The organism is Pseudacidovorax sp. 1753, assembly GCF_040544975.1.
Classification (GTDB): domain Bacteria; phylum Pseudomonadota; class Gammaproteobacteria; order Burkholderiales; family Burkholderiaceae_C; genus Xenophilus.
Genome location: NZ_JBEPKY010000012.1, coordinates 83,031 through 105,432, shown reverse-complemented (window position 1 = coordinate 105,432; position 22,402 = coordinate 83,031). Strand labels below are relative to the sequence as shown.

At 71.1% G+C, this 22,402-nt stretch carries 21 protein-coding genes; 13 read left to right on the top strand and 8 right to left on the bottom strand.

The features are described from left to right. Positions 1 to 42: 42 nt before the first annotated feature. From ABIC63_RS16445 to ABIC63_RS16420, 6 genes are all read right to left on the bottom strand, one after another. The gene (locus ABIC63_RS16445) at positions 43 to 444 is read right to left on the bottom strand and encodes a Fur family transcriptional regulator (RefSeq protein ID WP_354320636.1); all 402 of its coding nucleotides are present in this window, start codon (positions 442 to 444) and stop codon (positions 43 to 45) included. A gap of 116 nt (positions 445 to 560) precedes the next feature. Then, a complete protein-coding gene (locus ABIC63_RS16440; RefSeq protein ID WP_354320533.1) occupies positions 561 to 1,505 on the bottom strand; it encodes a metal ABC transporter solute-binding protein, Zn/Mn family in 945 nt (314 codons plus the stop codon). 154 nt (positions 1,506 to 1,659) lie between these two features. Further along, positions 1,660 to 2,532 (bottom strand): metal ABC transporter permease, encoded by an 873-nt coding sequence (locus ABIC63_RS16435; RefSeq protein WP_354320532.1) that lies wholly within the window; start codon positions 2,530 to 2,532, stop codon positions 1,660 to 1,662. Further along, a complete protein-coding gene (locus ABIC63_RS16430) occupies positions 2,529 to 3,365 on the bottom strand; it encodes a metal ABC transporter ATP-binding protein (protein WP_354320531.1) in 837 nt (278 codons plus the stop codon). The genes ABIC63_RS16435 and ABIC63_RS16430 overlap by 4 nt, the downstream gene beginning before the upstream one ends. Next, positions 3,362 to 3,508 carry a hypothetical protein gene (locus ABIC63_RS16425; RefSeq protein ID WP_354320530.1) on the bottom strand — a complete coding sequence of 49 codons (147 nt, stop codon included), beginning with the start codon at positions 3,506 to 3,508 and terminating at the stop codon, positions 3,362 to 3,364. Before ABIC63_RS16425 ends, ABIC63_RS16430 begins: the two co-directional genes overlap by 4 nt. 137 nt (positions 3,509 to 3,645) lie before the next feature. Beyond that, complete coding sequence (locus tag ABIC63_RS16420; protein WP_354320529.1) at positions 3,646 to 4,545, bottom strand: hypothetical protein; 900 nt, start codon at positions 4,543 to 4,545, stop codon at positions 3,646 to 3,648. Positions 4,546 to 4,697: 152 nt separating this feature from the next. Between ABIC63_RS16420 and ABIC63_RS16415 the strand changes: the two genes are divergently transcribed. The 4 genes from ABIC63_RS16415 (at position 4,698) to ABIC63_RS16400 (ending at position 11,208) form a co-directional block, all read left to right on the top strand. Continuing rightward, positions 4,698 to 7,073, top strand: a complete 2,376-nt coding sequence (locus tag ABIC63_RS16415; protein ID WP_354320528.1) for a Tex family protein — start codon at positions 4,698 to 4,700, stop codon at positions 7,071 to 7,073. A 102-nt stretch (positions 7,074 to 7,175) separates the two neighbouring features. After that, complete coding sequence (yjjJ, locus tag ABIC63_RS16410; RefSeq protein ID WP_354320527.1) at positions 7,176 to 8,558, top strand: type II toxin-antitoxin system HipA family toxin YjjJ; 1,383 nt, start codon at positions 7,176 to 7,178, stop codon at positions 8,556 to 8,558. Between the two features lie 89 nt (positions 8,559 to 8,647). Then, a complete protein-coding gene (locus ABIC63_RS16405; RefSeq protein ID WP_354320526.1) occupies positions 8,648 to 9,718 on the top strand; it encodes a patatin-like phospholipase family protein in 1,071 nt (356 codons plus the stop codon). Between the two features lie 245 nt (positions 9,719 to 9,963). Beyond that, positions 9,964 to 11,208 (top strand): EAL and HDOD domain-containing protein, encoded by a 1,245-nt coding sequence (locus ABIC63_RS16400; protein ID WP_294365507.1) that lies wholly within the window; start codon positions 9,964 to 9,966, stop codon positions 11,206 to 11,208. A 94-nt stretch (positions 11,209 to 11,302) separates the two neighbouring features. On the opposite strand, the gene gbd is transcribed toward ABIC63_RS16400, so the two are convergent. Further along, a complete protein-coding gene (gene gbd, locus ABIC63_RS16395; RefSeq protein ID WP_294365508.1) occupies positions 11,303 to 12,439 on the bottom strand; it encodes a 4-hydroxybutyrate dehydrogenase in 1,137 nt (378 codons plus the stop codon). A 188-nt stretch (positions 12,440 to 12,627) separates the two neighbouring features. Here gbd and ABIC63_RS16390 point away from each other — a divergent pair, with 188 nt between their 5' ends. Continuing rightward, positions 12,628 to 13,584 carry an alpha/beta hydrolase gene (locus tag ABIC63_RS16390; RefSeq protein WP_354320525.1) on the top strand — a complete coding sequence of 319 codons (957 nt, stop codon included), beginning with the start codon at positions 12,628 to 12,630 and terminating at the stop codon, positions 13,582 to 13,584. 40 nt (positions 13,585 to 13,624) lie between these two features. Continuing rightward, positions 13,625 to 14,503 carry a YbgC/FadM family acyl-CoA thioesterase gene (locus ABIC63_RS16385; RefSeq protein ID WP_354320524.1) on the top strand — a complete coding sequence of 293 codons (879 nt, stop codon included), beginning with the start codon at positions 13,625 to 13,627 and terminating at the stop codon, positions 14,501 to 14,503. A 50-nt stretch (positions 14,504 to 14,553) separates the two neighbouring features. Here ABIC63_RS16385 and ygfZ read toward each other — a convergent pair whose 3' ends face one another. Continuing rightward, positions 14,554 to 15,471, bottom strand: coding sequence for a CAF17-like 4Fe-4S cluster assembly/insertion protein YgfZ (ygfZ, locus tag ABIC63_RS16380; RefSeq protein ID WP_354320523.1), 918 nt, complete (start codon positions 15,469 to 15,471; stop codon positions 14,554 to 14,556). Positions 15,472 to 15,594: 123 nt separating this feature from the next. Between ygfZ and mltG the strand changes: the two genes are divergently transcribed. The 7 genes from mltG (at position 15,595) to ABIC63_RS16345 (ending at position 22,387) form a co-directional block, all read left to right on the top strand. Beyond that, on the top strand, positions 15,595 to 16,593 hold the full coding sequence (gene mltG, locus ABIC63_RS16375) for an endolytic transglycosylase MltG (RefSeq protein ID WP_354320522.1): 999 nt from the start codon (positions 15,595 to 15,597) through the stop codon (positions 16,591 to 16,593). Positions 16,594 to 16,595: 2 nt separating this feature from the next. Beyond that, positions 16,596 to 17,246: a dTMP kinase gene (gene tmk, locus ABIC63_RS16370; protein WP_294365519.1), complete on the top strand. Its 651-nt coding sequence runs from the start codon at positions 16,596 to 16,598 to the stop codon at positions 17,244 to 17,246. Continuing rightward, on the top strand, positions 17,234 to 18,259 hold the full coding sequence (locus ABIC63_RS16365; protein WP_354320521.1) for a DNA polymerase III delta subunit-related protein: 1,026 nt from the start codon (positions 17,234 to 17,236) through the stop codon (positions 18,257 to 18,259). The genes tmk and ABIC63_RS16365 overlap by 13 nt, the downstream gene beginning before the upstream one ends. Further along, the gene (locus tag ABIC63_RS16360) at positions 18,256 to 18,627 is read left to right on the top strand and encodes a PilZ domain-containing protein (protein WP_234191809.1); all 372 of its coding nucleotides are present in this window, start codon (positions 18,256 to 18,258) and stop codon (positions 18,625 to 18,627) included. Before ABIC63_RS16365 ends, ABIC63_RS16360 begins: the two co-directional genes overlap by 4 nt. A gap of 54 nt (positions 18,628 to 18,681) precedes the next feature. Further along, positions 18,682 to 19,488 carry a TatD family hydrolase gene (locus ABIC63_RS16355; RefSeq protein WP_354320520.1) on the top strand — a complete coding sequence of 269 codons (807 nt, stop codon included), beginning with the start codon at positions 18,682 to 18,684 and terminating at the stop codon, positions 19,486 to 19,488. Then, positions 19,485 to 20,174: an ankyrin repeat domain-containing protein gene (locus ABIC63_RS16350; protein ID WP_234191811.1), complete on the top strand. Its 690-nt coding sequence runs from the start codon at positions 19,485 to 19,487 to the stop codon at positions 20,172 to 20,174. The genes ABIC63_RS16355 and ABIC63_RS16350 overlap by 4 nt, the downstream gene beginning before the upstream one ends. A gap of 206 nt (positions 20,175 to 20,380) precedes the next feature. Further along, positions 20,381 to 22,387, top strand: a complete 2,007-nt coding sequence (locus ABIC63_RS16345) for a putative bifunctional diguanylate cyclase/phosphodiesterase (protein ID WP_354320519.1) — start codon at positions 20,381 to 20,383, stop codon at positions 22,385 to 22,387. The last annotated feature ends 15 nt before the right edge of the window (positions 22,388 to 22,402 follow it).

Here is a 22,402-nt window from a genome sequence, read left to right as displayed (position 1 = left end):
GCGCCGCGCGACGCCATCACGCCGCACACGGGCGACGGTGGCTCAGCGGGTTGCGGCGCCGCAGTCGGCGCACACGCCGTACAGCGTCAGCTCATGCGCCTCGACCGCAAAGCCCGTCGGTGCCAGGCCCGACAGGTCCCCGGGGCAGGCATGGATGTCGAAGACCCGGTCGCAGCGTCGGCACTGGAAGTGGTGGTGGTGCGCATGCCGTGCCGATTCGTAGCGAGCCACGGCGCCAGGCAGTTCGACGGTGCGGATGGCGCCGCTTTCCAGCAGCAGCTTGAGGTTGCGGTAGATGGTGGCCATGCCCAGCGCCGGTACATCCTGCTGGGCCACGGCCAGGATCTCGGCTGGCAGCAGCGGCCGGGGCGATTCGTCGATCACCCGCCGGATGGCCGCCCGCTGGCGGGTGCCGCGCGTGCCGATGGCGCCCTCCGGCACCATGCCTTCGTCGGACGCGGGGGCGTTGTCCTCGTGGTCATGCGAATGGCGATGGGCGGCGCTCATGGCGGGCAGTCTATCGAGTCGGTCGGCCGGCCCGGCGCAGGATGGCACCGCCTTCACCGCGCCCTGGCGGTCAGCGCCGTCGCGATGGCGTCGGCATTGAAGCGGAACAGCTGCAGGTAGCTGGCGGCCTCGGTGCCCGGTGCAGACAGGGCGTCCGAGTACAGCTTGCCGCCCACGGCCACACCCGATTCGCGGGCGATCCGCTCCACCAGGCGCGGGCTGGAGATGTTCTCCATGAACACGGCACTCACCTGGCCCTTGCGGATCTGCCGGATGAGTTGTGCCACGCCGGCGGCCGAGGGCTCGGCATCGGTGTTGATGCCCTGCGGCGACAGCAGCGTCACGCCGTAGGCCGCGCCGAAGTAGCCGAAGGCGTCGTGCGAGGTGAGGATGCGGCGGCGCTGAGCCGGGATGGCGGCGAAGCGCGCGCGGACCTCGCGGTCCAGCGCCTGGAGCTTGGCGGTGTAGGCGGCCGCCCGTTCGCCGATGGCGGCGGCATGGGCCGGGCGCAACTGGGCCAGCGCGTCGCGGATGTTGGCGACGTAGCGCACGGCGTTGCGCAGGTCCTGCCAGGCGTGGGGATCGGTGCCCTCGCCGTGACCATGGTCGTGGCCGTGTTCGGCCTCGTCGTCGTCGGCCTTGCGCGGCGTGACCCCGGCGCTGGCGACCACCACGCTGCCACGGTAGCCGGAGGTCTTCACCAGCCGGTCGATCCAGCCTTCGAAGCCCAGGCCGTTGACCACCACCAGGTCCGCGGCGGCCAGGGCGCGGGCGTCGGCAGGCGTGGGCTGGAAGACATGCGCGTCGGCATTCGGCCCGACCAGCGCCTGGACCTGCACGTCCGGGCCGCCGACTTCACGCACCATGTCGGCCAGGATCGAGAAGCTGGCCACGACCTGGAGGGGCTTGTCCTGGGCATGGGCGGTGCTGCTAGCGAGGGCAGCGACGGCGAGCAGGCCGATCAGAAAGGGACGGCGGGAGATCAGCAGGGACGGCATGTTTCGGGACGAAGCGAGGGTGAATGGAATGCGAACGAGGCGCCCGGTTCGCGCCGCGGTGACGCCTGCGCGCTGTTCTGCCCTTCGACGGGCTCAGGGCGAACGGTTGGGGTCGTGGTGCGGGATCGCATGGCTCCGGCGCCGGTTCGCGCGCTCATGCCAGCCGGTGCGGACGCCGTAGCCGCTGCCACAGCAGGCCCTCGCGGCTGCCGACGAACAGCGACAGCAGGTAGATGGCGCCGGCCACCAGCACGATGGCCGGGCCGGACGGCCACTGCGCGTGGTACGACAGAAGCAGGCCGGCGAAGCCGGAGAAGGCGGCGATCAGCGCCGCAACGGCGATCAGACCGCCGACCTGGCCCACCCAGAAGCGGGCGGCGGTGGCGGGCAGCATCATGAGCCCCACCGCCATCAGCGTGCCCATGGCCTGGAAGCCGGCCACCAGGTTGGCCACAGTGAGCACCAGGAAGGCCAGGTGGACCCAGCGGCCCGGCCCGCCCACGCTGCGCAGGAAGCCGGGGTCCACGCATTCGGCGATCAGCGGGCGCCAGAGCAGGGCCAGCACCGCCAGCGTGACGCAGGTCGTGCCGCAGATCAGCAGCAGCGCGCCATCGTCCACCGCGAGGATGGTGCCGAAGAGCAGGTGCATCAGGTCGACGCTGGTGCCCCGCAGCGACACCAGCATCACGCCGAGCGCCAGGGCGATGAGGTAGAAGGCGGCGAAGCTGGCGTCCTCGCGCTGCGCGGTGGCCCGCGCCACCACGCCGGCACCCAGCGCCACGCCGATGGCGGCCAGGAAGCTGCCGATGCTCATGGCCGCGAGCGATGGGCCGGCGATCAGAAAGCCCAGGGCCGCGCCCGGCAGCAGCGCGTGGCCGGTGGCGTCGCCCATCAGGCTCATGCGGCGCAGCACCAGCAGCGTGCCCATGGGCGCGCTGCCCAGGGCCAGCGCCAGGGCGCCGACCAGCGCCCGGCGCATGAAGCCAAAATCGACGAAGGGCTGGATCAGCAGCTCATGCAGCGTCATGGCGTGGCGCTCCCGACCCGATGCAGCGCTGGCGCGCCTTCGCACACCGGCGCCTGTTCGTCCCAGGCCTGGGCCATGTGCCGCGCCGAGGCCAGGTGCGCGGGCTGCAGCACCTCGCCCACGGGCCCCCAGGCCACGCAGCGCCGGGCCAGCAGCAGCGCCTCGTCGAAATGCGCCCGGACCTGGGCGATGTCGTGCAGCACGGCGATGACCGTGCGGCCCTCGGCCCGCCAGCCCTGGACCACGGCGAGCAGGTCGTCGGTGGTTCGGGCGTCCACGGCGTTGAAGGGCTCGTCCAGCAGGATGACCGGCGCGTCCTGCAGCAGCGTGCGGGCGAAGAGCACGCGCTGGAACTGGCCTGCCGAAAGCTCGCCGATGTTGCGCCGCTCGAAGCCGCCCAGGCCGACGGTCTGGAGCGCGGACAGGATCGCGTCGCGGTGCCCGGGGCGCAGGCGGCCGAAGCTGCCGATCTGCCGCCACAGCCCCATCGCCACCAGGTCGAAGACCTGCAGCGGAAAGGCGCGGTCGATCTCGGCCTGCTGCGGCAGCCATGCGATGCGGCCGGCGCAGTGCGCGGCCAGCTCCACGCGGCCGGTGCTCGGGCGCAGCCGGCCCATGATGGCGTTGAGCAGGGTGGTCTTGCCGGCGCCGTTGGGGCCGACGATGGCGGTCAGCGCACCGGCCGTGAAATCGCCCGACACATGGTGCACCGCCGGATGGCCCCGGTACGCCACCGTCAGGTCCTGAAGGCGGATGGGACAGGTCTGGACCGCCTGCACGGGCGACGCCGCGGTTTGCGTGCTCGACGCGGCGGAAGGGCGGAGCGCGCTCATTCCAGCATCGCCCACCAGGCGGCCAGTGCCAGCGCCGCCATGAGGAGCGCGGCCAGCGCCAGACGCACGCCTGCGCCGAGGCTCAGCAGGCTGGCGGGCGAAGGGGCCCGGGTTGAGATGGCGTCACGAAGCGGGGAGAACACGATAACGATTGTACGTTATCAATAGTGGGCGGCGCTCGGCTGATCGAACGGCGCTTTTTGGATTCCAGTAAAAAGGCCCGCGCAGTGCGCGGGCCGGTTCAACGATCAGCAGCGACAAGGACTGCCGCTGCAGGGGCTTAGCTTGGCGAATAGTCCAGCGTCACCACATCCCAGATGGCACCGCTCTTCTTTTGGCGGAGCAGTTGGCCGCGGTAAGGCCCTTCGGCAGCGACCCAAGTGTCCTGGCTCGTCTGCAGGGATGCGCCGGACTGGGCCGCTGTCAACTGGTACGTGAACTTGCAGCTGTCGAACGTGCCCAGGGGTGTGCTGATGCGCTCGCGGCCCTGGTAGGTCAGGTCGAACCTTCCCTCGTCCGTGGAAGTGGAGGCCGGAGCGGACAGCACGCCTGTGGTGAGCCGGGTGGTCGTCCGGATCGTGCGCTGGCTGGCCACCTCGCCCGGTTGCATGTTGGCTGGGTAGGCCAGGGGTGGGTCGAAGGTGCGTTGGGTCGTTGCGGTCGTCGTGCCGCCAACAGCCCCGGACGTCGCATTGGAGAACACGGTTTCCGCGACGGACTTGTCCCCGTAGATGAGAACCTTGCCGCCGGCCAGTTCGCGGTACTCCTTGCGCACATCCGTCGTCGTGAGCGTGATGCTCGCGTTGGGATCGGCGCCGGTCATGGTGCTCTGGCGGACATCGGCGGCCAATACGAAGCCCACCGGATTGGCATTGGCGAAACTTTCGCGCGGCCCCGTCACGCTGCGTCGCTGAAATCCAGCTGCGCTGCCCGGCGTGTCGGCGATCGTGGCCTTGAACGAGACGGTCGTGCCTTCCCGGTAGTCCGCTTCGTTGGTGCAGGGCCCGGAGCCCTGATCCGCTGCAGGCGGGTCTGCGGGTGCTGGTGCGGGCGCGGGTGCGTTGGCCAGTGGCGCGAAGGTCGGGGAATCGTTTCCCCCTCCGCAGGCGGCTATGGTGGCCGCGATGGCGGCCAGGACGAGCGTGCTTGCGCGCACGCCGTGGTGCTTCTTGTCGAACATGATTCCTCCCTTATGACAAATCGGCTGCGCCGTGGGCTGCAGCCGCGGCCGATGGTAGGCAGGTCCGTTGGCCGCGCAGCCCGGCCTTGCCAGAAATACCGGCCCTCTATGGCAAACTGCCGCCCTTTTTCCCTGGGTAGAACCAAGCAAGCATGCAGAAGATCATTCGCCAGATCGCCGCCGAGCTGAAGGTGGGCGAGCACCAGGTCCAGGCTGCGACCGACCTGCTGGACGGCGGCGCCACGGTGCCGTTCATCGCCCGCTACCGCAAGGAGGCCACCGGCGGCCTGGACGATGCGCAACTGCGCGAACTGGAAGTGCGCCTGACCTACCTGCGCGAGCTGGAGGACCGCCGCGGCGCGGTGCTCAAGGCCATCGACGAGCAGGGCAAGCTGACCGACGCCCTGCGCCTGGCCATCGCCAGTGCGCCGACCAAGCAGGAGCTGGAAGACATCTACCTGCCCTTCAAGCAGAAGCGCCGCACCAAGGGGCAGATCGCCCGGGAATTCGGCATCGAGCCGCTGGCCGACAAGCTGCTGGCCGACCCCACGCTGGACCCGGTGGCCGAGGCCCAGGCCTTCCTGAAGCCGCCGACCACGCTGGACGACGGCAAGCCGGGCCCCGATTTCTCGACCACCATGGCGGTGCTCGACGGCGTGCGCGACATCCTGTCCGAGCGCTGGGCCGAAGACCCGGCGCTGGTGCAGTCGCTGCGCGAATGGCTGTGGGCCGAGGGCCTGCTCAAGTCCTCACTGGTGGGGGGCAAGAACGAGAATGACCCCGAGGTCGCCAAGTTTCGCGACTACTTCGAGTACGACGAGCCCATCGGCCGCGTGCCCTCGCACCGGGCGCTGGCCGTGTTTCGCGGCCGGCAGTTGGAGGTGCTGGACGCCAAGCTGGTGCTGCCCGTCGAGCCCGAGCCGGGCAAGCCCAGCATCGCCGAAGGCCGCATCGCCCTGCATCTGGGCTGGAGCCACCAGGGCCGCAAGGCCGACGACCTGATCCGCAAGTGCGTGGCCTGGACCTGGCGCGTCAAGCTGAGCCTGTCCAGCGAGCGCGACCTGTTCTCCCGCCTGCGGGAAGAAGCCGAGAAGGTCGCCATCAAGGTCTTCGCCGACAACCTGCGCGACCTGCTGCTGGCCGCGCCGGCGGGCCCCCGCGTGGTGATGGGGCTGGACCCGGGCATCCGCACCGGCGTGAAGGTGGCCGTGGTCGACGCCACCGGCAAGCTGGTGGACACCGCCACCGTATTCCCGCACGAGCCGCGCAAGGACTGGGAAGGCTCGCTGCACACGCTGGGCAAGCTGTGCGCCAAGCACGGCGTCAACCTGATCGCCATCGGCAACGGCACCGCCAGCCGCGAGACGGACAAGCTGGCGGCCGACCTGATCAAGCTGCTGGGCAAGATGAGCGAGCAGGCCGGCGCGCCCGCGCCGCATGTGGAGAAGGTGGTGGTCAGCGAGGCCGGCGCCTCGGTCTACAGCGCCAGCGAATACGCCAGCCAGGAGATGCCCGACGTGGACGTGAGCCTGCGCGGCGCCGCCAGCATCGCCCGCCGGCTGCAGGACCCGCTGGCCGAGCTGGTGAAGATCGACCCCAAGAGCATCGGCGTGGGCCAGTACCAGCATGACGTCAATCAGAGCGAGCTGGCCCGCACGCTGAGCGCCGTGGTCGAGGACTGCGTGAACGGCGTGGGCGTGGACCTGAACACGGCCAGCGTGCCGCTGCTCAGCCGCGTGTCGGGCCTGACGCCCAGCGTCGCCAAGGCGGTGGTGCGCTGGCGCGAGGCCAACGGCGCCTTCTCCACGCGCCGGCAACTGCTGGAAGTCAGCGGCTTCGGGCCCAAGGCCTTCGAGCAGAGCGCGGGCTTTCTGCGGATCCGTGGCGGCGCCGATCCGCTGGACATGACCGGCGTGCACCCGGAAACCTATCCGCTGGTGCAGAAGATCATGGAGAAGACCGGCAAGCCGGTGGCCGAACTGATGGGCCGGGCCGACATGCTCAAGACGCTGCGGCCGGAGCTCTTCGCCAACGAGAAGTTCGGCGTCATCACGGTCAAGGACATCCTGTCCGAGCTGGAGAAGCCCGGCCGCGACCCACGCCCTGATTTCAAGGTGGCCCGCTTCAACGAGGGCGTCGAGGACATCGCCGACCTCAAGGAAGGCATGGTGCTCGAAGGCACGGTCAGCAATGTGGCCCAGTTCGGCGCCTTCGTGGACCTGGGCGTCCACCAGGACGGCCTGGTGCACGTCAGCCAGCTCTCGCACAAGTTCGTCAACGACGCGCGCGAGGTCGTCAAGACCGGCGACATCGTGCGCGTGAAGGTGATGGAAGTGGACGTGGTGCGCAAGCGCATCGGCCTGACCATGAAGCTGGATGCGTCCACGGGCGGCCGTCGCGATGGCGCGCGGGACGGCAACCGCTTCGAGCCTGCTGGCCGGGGGCAGGGGCCTCGGCGCGACTCCGCGCCGCAGGCCGGCGGGCAGATGGCCGCGGCGTTTGCCAAGCTGCAAAGCCTCAAGCGTTGACCATTTTGGGAATCTTCTCGAAAAACGGGCCTGAAGGTTTCCAAGTGGTTGATTGAAAAGGGAATTTCTGAATAAAATCATTTCAGAAATCGTTTCATAACCATGCGACCCGTTCAACTCAGCCCGGAAGCCTTGCGGCAACAGCTGGCGCTCCGGCCGGCGCAGGCGGCACCCGAGCTGGCGGCGGCGCTCGGCGTCAGCGTCCCGACCCTGCATCGGCAGATGGCCCGTCTGCCGGCGGGCGAGGTCATCAGCGCGGGGCGGGCCCGGCGCACGCGGCATGCCCTCGCGCGCCGGCTGCGGGGTGGCCCCTCGCAGTTGCCCGTGTTTGCCGTCGGCCGGGAGGGCCGGCTGCAGGCCGTCGGCCCGCTCACGCTCACCCAGCCCGAGGGCAGCCACCTTCTGCTGGCGGATGCCGGCTGGCCCGTGCCTGAAGAGGCACGCGACGGCTGGTGGCCCGGCCTGCCGTACCCCCTTCACCAGATGCGGCCGCAAGGCTACATGGGCCGGCAGTTCGCGCGCCTGTCCCACCGCCGGCTGCAGGTGCCCGAGGATGTGACCCGCTGGAGCGACGACGACGCGCTCTTCGTCATGAGCGTGGCCGGCAGCGACCTGAGCGGCAACCTGATCGTGGGCGAGGCCGCCTGCCAGCAATGGCTGGCCGAGCGGGCGCAGCCCCAGGCACCCATGGCCGAGGCGGAGCACGTGGCGCACTACCTGCAGCGTGCCGACGAGGCCGTGGCGGCGGGCGTGGCGGGCTCCAGCGCGGCGGGCGAGTTCCCCAAGTTCACGGCGGCGCGGGCGCTGGCGGGCGCGGCCACGCCGCATGTCATCGTCAAGTTCTCGGGCGCGGACGATTCCACCACCGTGCGCCGCTGGGCAGACCTGCTGGTCTGCGAGCACCTGGCGCTCGAAGCGGCGGCCACGCTGCCGGGCCTGCGGGCCGCACGCAGCCGCATTCTGGCCGGCGGCGGGCGCACCTTCCTGGAAGTCGAGCGCTTCGACCGGCACGGCGACGCCGGCCGCAGCGCCTTGTGCGCGCTCGACGTACTGGACGCCGCCTTCCTGGGCCGCGGCGGCAGCCAATGGCCGGCGTTGACGGCCGCGCTGGACGGCCTGGGCCTGCTCGCCGAGGGCGTCGCGCCCGCGGTGCAGCGGCTCTGGTGGTTCGGCCGCCTCATCGCCAACAGCGACATGCACACCGGCAACCTGGCCTTCGCGCCGCACGAGGGGCGCCTGACGCTCGCGCCGGCCTACGACATGCTGCCCATGCGGCTGGCGCCGCTGGCTGGCGGCGAGTTGCCGGTGCGCACCCCCGAATTCGCCCTGCCGCTGCCCGAGGAGCGAACCGCGTGGCACGAAGCCTGCACCGCAGCGCTCGGTTTCTGGGAGGCCGCCGCAGCCGACCCGCGCATCAGCGAGGGCTTCCGGGCGCTCTGCGGCGAGCATGCGCAGGCGCTGCGGCCGCTCGCCGAACGGGCCTGAATGTCCGCCATCCCTGCCGGCGCCGCCACGCCCCGCTTGCCGAAGGACGCAACACCGGCCCCGCACAAACCGCCGCCTTTCCCGATCCCATGAAAGCCCTGCGCATCCACGCCGGCCCCGCGGCCCGCGCCCACATCGAGAAGCACGGCCTCGCGCCCGAGCACATCCGCGTGATCCCCGGCGCGGCCGGCGGGCCCAAGGGACTGATCCTCGGGCCGCTCGACCGCTTCATCTTCGGCGAATGGCTGCCGCAGTCCGGCCAGCCGGTGGACTTGGTCGGCGCCTCCATTGGCGCCTGGCGCCTCGCCACCGCCTGCCTCCACGACCCGGCCGAGGCCTTCGCCCGCTTCGAGCGCGACTACATCGCCCAGCGTTTCGATCCGCCAGCGGGCGCGCGCCGCATGACGCCGCAGCAGATCAGCGAGCGCTTCAATGCCGACCTGTGCGGCTTCTTCGGCCCGCGGGCCGCCGAGGTGCTGGCCCATCCCCGCTACCGGCTGCATGTCGTCACCGCGCGCGGCCGCCATCTGCTGGGCCGCGAGGGCGGCGCGCGCACGGTGGCCGGCTACCTGGGCGCCTTCGTCGCCAACGGCGTGCACCGGCGCGGACTGGGCGCCTGGCTGGAGCGCTGCGTGTTCTCGGCCGGCGGTGCCGAACTGCCCTTCGACGCCCAGGACTTCCGCACCCGGCGGGTGCCGCTGGACGCGGCCAACTTCCATCCCGCGCTGCAGGCCTCCTGCTCCATCCCCTTCGTGCTCAAGGCTGTGCACGACATCCCGGGCGCGCCGCCGGGTGCCTACTGGGATGGCGGCATCACCGACTATCACCTGCACCTGCGCTACCGGGCCGACGACGGCCTCGTGCTCTATCCGCATTTCCAGCAGGCGGTGGTGCCGGGCTGGCTGGACAAGGGCCTCAAGTGGCGGCATCGGTCCACGCCCGCGCTCGACCGCATGGTGCTGATCGCGCCCGATCCGGACTGGGTGCGCAGCCTGCCGCGCGGCAAGCTGCCCGACCGCACCGATTTCACCGACCTCCAGCTGGACCCGGCCGCGCGCATGCGGGCCTGGGGCACCGCCGTGGCCGAGGCGCGCCGGCTGGCCGATGAATGGGCGCAATGGCTGCGCCGGCCCGATCCGGCCCGGCTCCTGCCGCTGTAGCTCCTGGCCGGCGGCGCCTGGCCTGCTCCGCGGCCACTCGATCCTTCCCACCGCGTAAGTTCATGCCGCGCGGGCGGCGCGCCGCGTCGTGGAGGACTACTGCGAAATTGAATCCTTTGGATTTAATAAATGCCGAAATTTGTCCGGCACTGTGTTAAATCAAGAAGATTTTTCTTGAAAAAGCTAAAGACGGGGGTGACGCTGCCGATATCGCGCTAAGGGATCAGTCCCATGGAAGGCTTGCCATGCTCAACACCCAATCGCCCTCGCTGCCCGTGCCCGGTGACGAAACCGGCGCCCTGGCGCAGGACGGTGCAAGGCCTTCGCTGGGCCGGCGCGTGATCGTCGATGCGCACCGGCGTCTGGGCGGCTACCAGGCGGTGCCGCTGCGCGGCCGGCCTTCCGAACGGCTGATGGACCCGAGCCTGCGGGAGCCGCATGACGGCTCGATGCCGGCGCTCAAGAGCCCCACCTTCCTCGCCTGCAGCTGCGACGACATCGCCGCGGGTGCGCTCGACGGCCTGGACACCGAGCATGTCGTGCTGCAGATCGCCGGCGGTGGGACGCAGCGTGGCCTCGACACCGATCTGCTGCAGGCCGCCCGTGCGCGCGGCTTCAAGCTCGCCTTCGACGTGCGGCTGCTCAAGGAATACGAGGCCTCGGTGCCGCTGGCCTCCTACGTCATCCTGGAGATGGGCGTGCTGCCGCTGGACCTGGCCTCGATGATGGCGCGGGCCATCCAGAAGACCACGCAGGCCATTCCGCTGGCGGTGCATGTGCGCACGCCGGTGCAGTTCAAGCAACTGGCCGCCGCCGGCGTGCGCCTGTTCGAGGGGCGCTGGTACCTGCAGCCGCCCACCGTCGCCGACCGCAGCGTGCAGCTGTCCTATGCCTCGCTCATCAAGCTGCTGAACCTGGTGGCGCGCGAGGCCGAGGTCTTCGAAATCGAGGCCCTGCTCAAGCACGAGCCCACGCTGGCCTACAAGCTGCTGAGCCACCTCAACACGGCCGGCATCGGCTTCGGCCACAAGATCGAGTCCTTCCGCCATGCCGTGATGGCCGTCGGCATGAAGCCGCTGCTGCGCTGGTCGGCCCTGCTGCTGGCGGGCAGCGCGCCCGGCAGCGTGGCACCCGCGGCCGGCACCACGGCGGTCGTGCGCGGGCGCCTGATGGAGTTGCTGGCGTTGCAGGAGATGTCGCCGGGCGATGCCGACCAGGCCTTCATGACCGGCCTGTTCTCGATGCTCGACGTGCTGATGTCCACGCCGCTGCGCGAGGCCCTGGCGCTCATGCCGCTGCCCGACGCGGTGCGCGAGGCCATCGTGCAGGGCAGCGGGCCGTTCGCCGGCCTGCTGGAGCTGGCCAAGGCCTGCGAGAGCGCGGACGCCGGGCTGCTGGAGATCGTCTCGCAGCGCTACCGCGTGCCGGTGGACCGGCTGCTGGCCATGCATGTCGAGGCCCTGGGCTGGGCCGAGCAACTGGGCGTCTGAGCCTGCCCCGTCCGGCGCCTGCGCCTGCGAGAAGGAGCCGGGCGCCGCGCGGCCGATCGCCCGGGCGCGCGACCTGCCCGGCCGGTGCCGCGCCTCACATCGACATGGCCAGCATCTCCCGGTAATCCTCGCGCGTCGCCAGCCGCGGATTGGTCTTGTGGCAGTGGTCGGCCATGGCGCCGTCGATGACCTTGTCGAACATCGCCTCGGTGACGCCGACCTCGGCCAGGCCCTTGGGCAGGCCGAGGCGGGCATTCATGTCGCGGATGGCCTCGCCGATGTCGCCCGGCTGGTCGAGGTGCATGGCGCGGGCCATGCGCTGCAGGCGCAGTTCCTTCTGGACCGACTCGGCGCCCGCGTTGAAGCGCACCACGGCGGGCAGGAAGAGGGCGTTGAGGGTGCCGTGGTGCAGGCGCGGGTCCACGCCGCCCAGGCTGTGGCTCAGGCTGTGCACGCAGCCCAGGCCCTTCTGGAAGGCCATCGCGCCCTGCATCGAGGCGCTCATGAGGTTCAGGCGGGCTTCGCGGTCGCTGCCGTCCTTGGTGGCGCGCTCGATGTGGTTCCAGGCCCGCTCCAGGCCGTCGAGTGCGATGCCGTCGGCCGGCGGATTGAAGGCGCCGGCCATGAAGGTCTCCATGCAGTGGGCGATGGCGTCCATGCCGGTGGCGGCGGTCAGCCTGGCGGGCAGGCCGAGGGTGAGTTCGGGGTCGCAGATGGCGGCCTTGGGCATCAGGTGCCAGCTGTGGAAGCCCAGCTTGCGGTGGTCGTCCACGATGATGATGGCGCCCCGCGCCACCTCGCTGCCGGTGCCCGCCGTGGTGGGCACGGCGATCAGGGGCGCCACCTGCTCGGTGATCTTCGGCGAGCCGCCTTCGATGGTGGCGTAGGTCTTGAGCGGTCCCTCGTGCGTGGCGGCGATGGCCACGCCTTTGGCACAGTCGATGGCCGAGCCGCCACCCACGGCGATCAGTCCGTCGCAGCGGCCCTGGCGGTACACCTCGACGGCGGCACGCACGGCAGCCTCGGTGGGGTTGGAGGGCGTCTGGTCGAAGACCGAGGCCTGCAGATCGCCCAGGGCGGCGAGTGTCCTGTCCAGCAGGCCGGCGGCACGCACGCCAGCGTCGGTCACGACCAGCGGCCTTTCGATGCCGATGCGCCGGCATTCGTCGGCCAGCAGGCGCAGCGCGCCGAACTCGAACTGGATCTGGGTGAGGTAGTTGATGAGCGCCATCGTCGGGTGTCTCCGCGTTGAGGATTCGCCCGCATCCTAAGGCGAAGCCCCGCCGCGGCCATTCAACCCGGAGACAGCCTGCATGCCCTCGGCCCCATCGCTGCGCGCTGTTGCCCCCGCGACCGGGGCTGCGCGCGACCGTCCACTACGATGGCGCACCGTTCCGCTGACCCTTTCCCCCGCTTCGCATGCCTCCTGAATCCTCGGCCATGGCCGGACTCACGCCCCGCATGGCGGGCGTGGTCGAGCGCATGGCCCGCGCCGGCCATCCGCCCCTCAACGCCCTCACACCCGCCCAGGCCAAGCAGGCCTACGAAAAGGGCGCGGCCGTGCTCGAAGTGCCCCGGCCCGAGCTGGCCCGCATCGAAGACCTGCACATCCCCGCACGCGACGGCACGCTGCTGCCCGCACGGCTGTATGCGCCCTCCGCGGGGCGCCTGCCGGTGCTGCTGTACTTCCATGGGGGCGGCTTCGTGGTCGGCAGCGTCGCCACCCACGACACGCTGTGCCGCGTGCTGGCGCAGCGCTCGGGCTGCGCGGTGCTGTCGGTCGACTACCGCCTGGCGCCGGAACACCGCTTTCCCACCGCCGCGAACGATGCCTGGGACGCCTTCCAGTACATCGCCGGCCATGGCGCCGAGGCCCTGGGCCTGGACGGCGCGCGCCTGGCCGTGGGCGGCGACAGCGCCGGCGGCACACTGGCCGCGGTGTGCGCCATCCTGGCCCGTGACGCGGGGCTGCCGCTGGCCCTGCAACTGCTCTTCTACCCGGGCACCGGGCCGTCCGCCGACACCGATTCGTACCGCCGCTTCGCCGACGGGCCGGTGCTCACCAAGGCGCTGGTGGACTGGTTCTTCGCCCAGTACATCGACGCCGCGGACCGCCGCGACTGGCGCTTCGCGCCGCTGCTGGCCGAAGACCTGGACGGCGTCGCGCCGGCCTGGATCGGGCTGGCCGAGCACGACCCCGTGGTCGACGAGGGTGTGGCCTATGCCGACCGGCTGCGGTTGGCGGGCGTGCCGGTCTCGCTCGAGATCTACCGCGGCGTCATCCACGAGTTCATCAAGATGGGCCGCGCCATCCCCGAGGCGCAGCAGGCCCATGCCGATGCCGCGCATGCCCTGGCGGCCGCGCTGCAGCCCTGATCCCCATGCCGGCCCGGCCGGACCTTCCCATTCCAAGACCATGAGCACCGAGACATTGCCCCGCCGCGCCGACTTCCGCTTCTTCCACCGCCTGCGCGTGCGCTGGGCCGAGGTGGACATGCAGAAGATCGTCTTCAACGCCCACTACCTGATGTACTTCGACACGGCCATCGCCGACTACTGGCGGGCGCTGGCCATGGCCTACGAGTCGTCGATGCATGCGCTCGGCGGCGACCTGTACGTGCGCAAGGCCACGGTCGACTACCGCGCCTCGGCGCGGGTGGACGACGTGGTCGACGTGGCCATGAAGTGCGTACGCATCGGCAATTCGTCCCTCGTGTTCGAGGGCGCGCTGTTCCGCCAGGACCAGTACCTGGTCGGCTGCGAGCTGGTCTATGTGTATGCCGACCCGGCGACGCAGACCTCCAGGCCGGTGCCGGCTGCGCTGCGGGCGGTGCTGATGGGCTACGAGGCCGGCGAGTCCATGTCCGAGGTGCTCACCGGCGACTGGGCCACGCTCGGCGAGGCGGCCGGCGCGCTGCGCCGCGCGGTCTTCGTGCAGGAACAGGGCATTCCCGAGGCGCTCGAATGGGACGACGACGACGCCACCAGCCTCCACGGCCTGGCGCGCAATCGCCTGGGCCACGCGATCGCGACCGGCCGGCTGCTGCCGGCGGATGCGCAGGGCGTCGCGCGCATCGGCCGCATGGCCGTCGAGCGCGTGCTGCGCGGCCAGGGCCATGGCGAACGGGTGCTGCGCGCGCTCGAGGCCGCCGCCCGTGCCCGCGGCGACAAGGCGGTGGCGCTGCATGCCCAGCGCAGCGCCGAGCGTTTCTATGCGCGCTTGGGCTACGAGCCCGTGGGCGAGCCCTTCGAGGAGGCGGGGATAGCGCACATCACGATGCAGCGGGCCCTGTAGTCCATTCACGCACGGCGGCGCACGGGCCCGCATCCGGCCCGTTCACCTTTTCAGATGTCTTCCAGCAGCGGATAGGGCAGGGGCTGGACGGTCAGCGGCGCCTCGCCCGCGCGCAGGCCGCCGGCTTCCAGGGCCGCGGTCTGCATCGACACGAACGCCACCCAGCCGCCGCCCGGTGCCGGGGCCGCCGCCGCCACGGTGCCGACGGGCTGCTCGGGGTCGGCGCCGAATACCTCCTGGCCGGCGGCCAGGGGCGCCTCGGCCGTCATCACATAGCCGCGCCGCTTGAGCGTGCCGCGAAACTGGCTGCGGGCGACCACCTCCTGGCCGGGGTAGCAGCCCTTCTTGAAGTTGACGCCGCCCACGGACTCGTAATTGAGCATCTGCGGCACGAAGGCGTCGGCGACGGGCGCGCTGATGGCCACCACGCCGCTCATCACCTCGCTCCAGGCCCAGGTCTCGGGGCTCAACGTGCTGCCGGCCGGGGCGGGCGTGCCCGCCGGGGCCAGCCACAGGGCACGCGGCACGCCTTCGCAGCCGTGCAGGGCCACGACGCTCAGGCCCTCGGCGGGCGCCAGGCGCTGGCCGGGCGCCGCGGCAGGATCGGCGCCGGCCGCCGCGATGGCCGCGCCGGCCAGGCCGCGCACGTCGAAGTCGGCCGTGGCGTCGCTCAGCTTGACCTTGGCGCGCAGCACGAACATCGACAGCCGCTTGAGCGTGGGTGCCAGCAGGTCGCGCGCACAGACCAGCAGGAACTGCTCCGGCGCCTGCCGCCAGGCGACGAAACTGGCCAGCATGCGGCCCTTGGGCGAGCACAGCGCCGCCAGGCGGGCCGTGTCGTCCTTGAGGAGCAGGAAGTCCTGCGTGAGCTGGCCATGTAGGAAGGCCGCCGCATCGGCGCCCTCCGCGCGGATCACACCCAGCGCCGCAAGCGGGGGCGTCACACCTTGAAAAAGGGGAGAGGTCATGCCTGAATTATCATGGCCGGCTTTTGGCGGCGCCTTGCGCGGGACACTCGCTCCAGCCCGCGCCGCCGGCCCCGGCGGCCCGCCGATCCCGCCCTTCGGCCGTTCCCGATCCACCCATCCGCCGTGCGTCGTTTTTTCGCCTCCCTGTTCCTGCTGGTCTTGCTGTCGGTGCTGGCCGTGGGCGGCTGGGCGCTCTGGTGGCTGCACCAGCCCCTGCGTCTGCCAGCGGTCAGCGTCGACCTCTCGGTCGAGCCCGGCACCACCCCGCGCGGCGTGGCACAGGCCGTGGCCGATGCCGGCGTGGCGGTCGATCCGCGGCTGCTCTATGCCTGGTTCCGTGTCTCGGGCAAGGATCGGCAGATCCGCGCCGGCAGCTACGAGATGGATGCCGGCGTCACGCCGCGCCTGCTGCTCGAGATCCTGGTGCGCGGCCGCGAGGCCACCCGCAGCGTGGTGCTGGTGGAGGGCTGGAACATCCGCCAGGTGCGCGCCGCGTTGGCCAAGGCCGAGATGCTCAAGCCCGAGACCGCCGCGCTCTCCGACGCCGACCTGATGGCGCGCCTGGGCCGGCCCGGCCAGCATCCGGAAGGCCGCTTCTTCCCCGACACGTACACCTATTCCAAGAACTCGACGGACGTGGCGCTGCTGCAGCGCGCCCTGCGCGCCATGGACCGCAAGCTCGAGGCTGCCTGGGCCGCCCGCGCGCCCGACCTGCCGCTCAAGTCGCCCGAGGACGCGCTGATCCTCGCCAGCATCGTCGAGAAGGAAACCGGCAAGGCCAGCGACCGCGCCGAGGTGGCCGGCGTCTTCATCAACCGGCTGCGCATCGGCATGCCGCTGCAGACCGATCCCACCGTCATCTACGGCCTGGGCGACGCCTTCGACGGCAACCTGCGCAAGCGCGACCTGCAGACCGACACGCCCTGGAACACCTACACGCGCCAGGGCCTGCCGCCCACGCCCATCGCGATGCCGGGCAAGGCCTCGCTGCTGGCGGCCGTGCAGCCGGCACGCACCAAGTCGCTGTACTTCGTGTCGCGCGGCGACGGCACCAGCCAGTTCAGCGAGACGCTCGACGCGCACAACCGCGCGGTCAACCAATACCAGCGGGGAGGGCGGTGAGCATGGATCAGCAGGCGGGCCGGGGGCAGTTCATCAGCCTGGAGGGCATCGACGGTGCCGGCAAGTCCAGCCACCTCGATGCGATCGAGCGGCTGTTCGCTGCGGCCGGCCGCGAGGTCGTGCGCACGCGCGAGCCCGGCGGCACGCCGCTGGCCGAGTCGCTGCGCGCGCTGGTGCTGAACGAAGCCATGGACCCGCTCACCGAGTCGCTGCTGGTCTTTGCGGCCCGGCGCGACCATGTCGTGCAGGTGATCCAGCCGGCCCTGGCGCGCGGTGCCGTGGTGCTGTGCGACCGCTTCACCGATGCCACCTTCGCCTACCAGGGCGCGGGCCGCGGCTTCGACCTCGCGGTGCTGCAGACGCTGGAGCGCTGGGTGCAGCAGCAGGAGGCCGGGTCGGCACTGCTGCAGCCCGGGCTCACGCTGTGGTTCGACCTGGCGCCCGAGGTCGCCGCGGAGCGCCTGGCCGGCGCCCGCATGCCCGACCGCTTCGAGGCCCAGCCGGCCGAGTTCTTCCGCCGCGTGCGCGAGGGCTACGCAAGGCGCGCCGCGGAAGAGCCCGGCCGCTTCGCCCGCATCGACGCCGACAGGGATCGCGAGGCGGTATGGGTGCAGGTCGAAGCCGCCCTGCAGGAGCGCGGATGGCTGAACTGAACGAGGCGCCCGCGCTCTCGCCCTGGCTGGCCCGCGCCCGCGACCAGCTGCTGCGCCAGCGCGGCCATGCGCTGCTGCTGCAGGGGCCGTCGGGCCTCGGCCAGTACGACCTGGCGCTGGCCCTGGCCGCCGCGTGGCTGTGTGAGCAGCCCGCGGTGGAGGGCGCCTGCGGCCACTGCCCGAGCTGCCATGCCATCGCCGTGCGCACCCATGCCGACCTCGCGGTGCTGATGCCCGAGGTCGCCATGATGGAGCTGGGCTGGCCCATCGACGAAAAGGCCCAGGCCGAGATCGACGACAAGAAGCGCAAGCCCAGCCGCGAGATCCGCGTCGAGGCCATGCGCGACGCCGTGGGCTTTGTCCAGCGCACCAGCGGGCGCGGGCGCGGCAAGGTGGTACTGGTCTATCCGGCCGAGCGCATGAATGCCATCTCGGCCAATGCGCTGCTCAAGACGCTGGAGGAACCCGTCGGCGACGTGCGCTTCGTGCTCGCCACCGAGGCCGCCTGGCAACTGCTGCCCACCATCCGCAGCCGCTGCCAGGCCTTCACGCTGCCCTGGCCGGCCGAAGGCGAATCGGAAGCCTGGCTGGCGATGCAGGGCGTGCCGGCGGCCGAGGCCCATGCGCTCCTGCGGGCGGCAGGCGGCCGGCCCTCCGACGCGCTGCGCCTGGCGCGTGGCGGCACCTCGGCCAAGGCCTGGTCGCTGCTGCCGCAGGCCATGCGCCGCGGTGACGTCACGGCGCTGGCGGACCAGCCACCGCCCGCCGCCATCGACACGCTGCAGAAGCTCTGCCACGACCTCATGGCCGTGGCCGGCGGCGGGCAGCCCCGTTTCTTCGAGGCCGCCTCGCTGCCGGCACCGCCGTCGGCGCCGGTGCTGGCGCGCTGGTCGGCGTCGCTGCTCAAGGCGGCCCGCACGGCCGAGCATCCGTTCAACGCGGGGCTGATGATCGAGGCCCTGGTGAGCGAGGCGCAGGCCGCCCTAAACTCCCGCAGCCCCGAACGCCCATGAACGCGACCGCCGCCCCGTCCGCCCCGATCCCGCGGCCCAGCGTCATCCAGCTGGCCATCAAGGAGAAGGGCGCGCTGTACGCGGCCTACATCCCGCTGTTCGCCGATGGCGGCATCTTCATTCCCACCGCGCGCGAATACCGCCTCGGCGACGACGTCTACGTGCTGCTGACCCTGCCGGAGGATCCGCAGCGCTACCCGGTGGCCGGCAAGGTGGCGTGGATCACGCCGCCACAGGCTGCGGGCAACCGCTCGCCGGGCATCGGCATCCGCTTTCCGGGCGACGAGAAGTCGCGCCAGCTCAAGGCCCGCATCGAGGAGATCCTCGGCGCCAGCCTGGCCTCCGACCGGCCCACCCAGACCCTCTGACGTGCCGGCCTCGCACGAGGCGCCGCGTCCCTTGCCTTCTTCTTCGCTTCGCCCATGTTCGTCGACTCCCACTGCCACCTCACCGAGCCCTCGCTGCTGCCCGACATCGACCGCATCCGCGCCGACATGGCGCAGGCGCAGGTCGACCGCGCGCTGTGCATCTGCACCACGCTGGAGGAGTTCGAGGCCGTGCAGGGCCTGGCCGCGCGCTTCGACAACTTCTGGGCCAGCGTGGGCGTGCATCCGGACAACGAGGACGTGCGCGAGCCCGACGTGGACCTGCTGGTCGCGCTGTCGGCGCAGCCCAAGGTGGTGGCCATCGGCGAGACCGGCCTGGACTACTACCAGATGGACGCCCGCAAGGGCGGCCGCACCGTGGCCGACCTGGACTGGCAGCGCGAGCGCTTCCGTGTGCACATCCGCGCCGCGCAGCGGGTGGCCAAGCCTCTGGTGATCCACACGCGCGAAGCCTCGGTGGACACGCTGGCCATCCTGCGCGAGGAAGGCGAGGACGGCCGCGAGGGCGCCGCCGGCGGCGTCTTCCATTGCTTCACCGAGACGGCCGAGGTGGCCCGCGCCGCGCTCGACCTGGGCTTCTACATCTCCTTCTCGGGCATCCTGACCTTCAAGAACGCCCAGCACCTGCGCGATGTGGCCGCCTTCGTGCCCATGGACCGCGTGCTGATCGAGACCGACAGCCCCTACCTGGCGCCCGTGCCCTATCGCGGCAAGACCAACAACCCGTCGTACGTGCCCTACGTGGCCAAGCAGATCGCCGAGCTGCGCGGCATGACGGTCGAAGCGGTCGCCGAGGTCACCAGCCGCAACTTCGAACAGCTTTTCAAGGTCCACGCCCAATGAGCCTTCCTGCCCGCGCCTCCATCGCTCGCCGCACCCTGTTCGCCTTCGCGGCGGCCCTTGCCGCGGCCTCCTGCGCCACGGCCAGCCCCAGCGATGACTTCTTCCGCGCCGTCATCAGCGACAACCCCGGCGCGGTGGAGCGGCTGCTCAAGCAGGGCTTCGACCCGAACGGCCGCGACCCCAAGGGCCAGACCGGCCTGCTCCTGGCGCTGCGCGAGCCTTCGCCGCGCGTCGCCAAGGTGCTCATCGCTTCGCCGCGCGTCAACGTCGACGCCACCAACGCCAGCGACGAGACGCCGCTGATGATGGCGGCCCTCAAGGGCCAGAAGGAGTACGTCGACCTGCTGCTGGCCCGCGACGCGGCCGTCAACAAGCCGGGCTGGGCGCCGCTGCACTACGCGGCCACCAACGGCCACATCTCGATCATGAAGCAGCTGCTGGAGCAGCATGCCTTCATCGACGCGCAGTCGCCCAACGGCACCACGCCGCTCATGATGGCCGCCATGTACGGCTCTGCCGAGGCCGTGAAGCTGCTGCTGGACGAGGGTGCCGACATCGCCATGAAGAACCAGCTGGGCATGACCGCGCTGGACTTCGCCAAGCGGGGCAACCGTCCCGACGCGGTCGAAATGCTTACTCGCGCGCAGCAACTCAAGCCCCGTCCGGCGGGCGCCGGCAAGTGGTGAAAGGCCGCTCCTAGAACTTTCGGATTCAACGCTTCGCCGGGCTGACAAGCCCCGTTCGAAAGTGCTTGCAAGCGTGCGGCAAGCGATGGCCCAATGCCCGCGTAACGTCCCGTTTCAAGGTGACATCGGGCGTGCGGCTTGACGGCCGTGCCGCCACGATGTCGCCCTGTCCTGCGGCCCGGGCGTGGGGCCGCCGTCCAGTGTCTATGAGTTCCCTTTCCGTCTCTGCTCCGGCCATGCATGCCGAGCACCTCGACGCGGCCGAGTTGCGTCGGATGGTGCGGCACGACCAGATGGTCGCCGTGCGCCACAGCGTGCTGGCCGCCATTCCCATCAATGCCGTGCTGACCGTGGCAGCGTTGCTCATGGCCTACAGCGGTGGCGAGCTGGCCATGGGCGTGGTGTGGGCGATGCTGTCTGCCCTGGTCAACATCACGCGCGCCATCGTGTGTCGCCTGCCCTACCGCGGGCCCCAGGACGCACCATCGGGCGAACCAGCGGCGCCCGCGCTGAGCGGGCGCTGGTGGCGCACGCGCAGCGTCGAATGGCACCTGCGCGCCGCGACGCTGCTGGGGCTGTGCTCGGGCCTGGTTTGGGCCATGGTCCCGCTGCTGTGCGACGGCTACACCTCGCCGCAGACCCTCTTCTACCTCACGGTGGTGTGCGGCATCACCGCAGGCTCGGTCACCTATGGCATTGCGTATGCGTGGGTGCCCATCTTCTTCATCACGCCGGCGTTGCTGTCGGTGGCGGCCTGCCTGTTGGTGGCCGGTGGCTTCGAGCGGCAGATGCTCGCGCTGATGGTGTTCGTCTACCTGGGCGCGCTGATCCGCAGCGGTGTGCAGAGCGAAGCCGGGTTCAAACGCGGCAGCCGGCTCAAGAACGAGGCCACTGCCATGGCCGATCGCCTTCGCCAGGCCCACGAGGCCTCGCAGGCCGCGGCGCGGGAACTGGAGTTCCGCGCCATGCACGACCCGCTCACGCGGCTGTTCAACCGCGACGGCTTCGCCGATACCGCCGGCCGTCGCCTCGAAGCGGCCGGCGAGCGCGAGCAGTGCCTGCTGATGCTGGACCTGGATGGTTTCAAGGCCATCAACGACGTGTTCGGCCATGTGGTGGGCGATCGCGTGCTTCAGGACGTGGGCGCCTGGCTCAGCCGCGAGCTGGAGCGGCTCGATGCGGTGGTGGGACGCTGGGGGGGCGACGAGTTCGTGGTGCTCTACGAGGTGCCCGGCTCCGCGCAAGCGCCCGAGCAACTGGCCCGGCTGCTGACGCAGCAGATCCCACAGGCCAGCGTGATGGAAGGCGGCCAACTGGGCGTGAGCGTGGGCCTGTGCGTGGGGCGCGGCCTGGGGGTGATGGACATGCTGAGCTTCGCGGACGAGGCGCTCTACAGCGCCAAGCGCGCGGGTGGCGACAGCTTCCGCTTCTTCGACCACGGGCTGCAGCAGGCCTTGATGGTGCGCCGCGACGTCGAGCGTGACCTGGCCCTGGGACTGGAGAGCGGTGGCATCGTGCTGTGGTACCAGCCGATCTTCACGGCGGGCGGCGAGCTGCACAGCTTCGAGGCCCTGCTGCGCTGGCTGCATCCGCGCCACGGCTGGGTCTCGCCCGAGCAGATCGTGCATGCCGCGGCGGCCACGGGCCTGGCGCGGCGGCTGCTGAACCATGTGCTCACCCAAGTGTGCCTGGCCGCGCGCCAGCTCGATGCCGCCGGCATGGGCCATCTGCCGCTGGCGGTGAACGTCTCGCCGCGCGAGATGGCGCACCTGGACGTGGACGACCTGGTGCTCGACACGCTGCAGCGCCATGGCGTGCCGCCGCGGCGCCTGCAGCTGGAGATCACCGAGGAGGTGGCCCTCAACGCCGAGAGCACGCAGGGCAAGCTCGCGCGGCTGGCCGCCGCAGGGGTGGCGATTTCCATCGACGACTTCGGCGTCGGCTATTCCTCGCTGGCCTCGCTGCGCGGCGACCATGTGCGGCAGGTCAAGATCGACCGCAGCTTCATCTCGGGCCTGGATGCCTCGCGCGACAACCGCCTGCTGGTGGGCACCATCCTGCAGATGGGGCGCTCGCTGGGCATCGACGTGGTGGCCGAGGGCGTGGAGCGGGTGGAGGAACTGATGGCCCTGCGGGCGCTGCAATGCCCGCTGATGCAGGGCTATCACCTTTGTCGCCCGGCGCCGCTGGACGAGATCGTCCACACGCGCTGAGCCGCGGCGCCCCCA

Excerpts from the sequence above, each read along its gene's own strand:
- ABIC63_RS16430 (WP_354320531.1), bottom strand. The coding sequence starts at position 3,365 with ATGAGCGCGCTCCGCCCTTCCGCCGCGTCGAGCACGCAAACCGCGGCG.
- tmk (WP_294365519.1), top strand. The coding sequence starts at position 16,596 with ATGGATCAGCAGGCGGGCCGGGGGCAGTTCATCAGCCTGGAGGGCATC.
- ABIC63_RS16385 (WP_354320524.1), top strand. The coding sequence starts at position 13,625 with ATGAGCACCGAGACATTGCCCCGCCGCGCCGACTTCCGCTTCTTCCAC.
- yjjJ (WP_354320527.1), top strand. The coding sequence starts at position 7,176 with ATGCGACCCGTTCAACTCAGCCCGGAAGCCTTGCGGCAACAGCTGGCG.
- ABIC63_RS16390 (WP_354320525.1), top strand. The coding sequence starts at position 12,628 with ATGCCTCCTGAATCCTCGGCCATGGCCGGACTCACGCCCCGCATGGCG.
- ABIC63_RS16420 (WP_354320529.1), bottom strand. The coding sequence starts at position 4,545 with ATGTTCGACAAGAAGCACCACGGCGTGCGCGCAAGCACGCTCGTCCTG.
- ygfZ (WP_354320523.1), bottom strand. The coding sequence starts at position 15,471 with ATGACCTCTCCCCTTTTTCAAGGTGTGACGCCCCCGCTTGCGGCGCTG.
- ABIC63_RS16355 (WP_354320520.1), top strand. The coding sequence starts at position 18,682 with ATGTTCGTCGACTCCCACTGCCACCTCACCGAGCCCTCGCTGCTGCCC.
- ABIC63_RS16405 (WP_354320526.1), top strand. The coding sequence starts at position 8,648 with ATGAAAGCCCTGCGCATCCACGCCGGCCCCGCGGCCCGCGCCCACATC.
- ABIC63_RS16365 (WP_354320521.1), top strand. The coding sequence starts at position 17,234 with ATGGCTGAACTGAACGAGGCGCCCGCGCTCTCGCCCTGGCTGGCCCGC.
- ABIC63_RS16350 (WP_234191811.1), top strand. The coding sequence starts at position 19,485 with ATGAGCCTTCCTGCCCGCGCCTCCATCGCTCGCCGCACCCTGTTCGCC.
- ABIC63_RS16440 (WP_354320533.1), bottom strand. The coding sequence starts at position 1,505 with ATGCCGTCCCTGCTGATCTCCCGCCGTCCCTTTCTGATCGGCCTGCTC.
- ABIC63_RS16400 (WP_294365507.1), top strand. The coding sequence starts at position 9,964 with ATGCTCAACACCCAATCGCCCTCGCTGCCCGTGCCCGGTGACGAAACC.
- gbd (WP_294365508.1), bottom strand. The coding sequence starts at position 12,439 with ATGGCGCTCATCAACTACCTCACCCAGATCCAGTTCGAGTTCGGCGCG.
- ABIC63_RS16435 (WP_354320532.1), bottom strand. The coding sequence starts at position 2,532 with ATGACGCTGCATGAGCTGCTGATCCAGCCCTTCGTCGATTTTGGCTTC.
- ABIC63_RS16445 (WP_354320636.1), bottom strand. The coding sequence starts at position 444 with ATGGTGCCGGAGGGCGCCATCGGCACGCGCGGCACCCGCCAGCGGGCG.
- ABIC63_RS16360 (WP_234191809.1), top strand. The coding sequence starts at position 18,256 with ATGAACGCGACCGCCGCCCCGTCCGCCCCGATCCCGCGGCCCAGCGTC.
- ABIC63_RS16415 (WP_354320528.1), top strand. The coding sequence starts at position 4,698 with ATGCAGAAGATCATTCGCCAGATCGCCGCCGAGCTGAAGGTGGGCGAG.
- ABIC63_RS16345 (WP_354320519.1), top strand. The coding sequence starts at position 20,381 with ATGAGTTCCCTTTCCGTCTCTGCTCCGGCCATGCATGCCGAGCACCTC.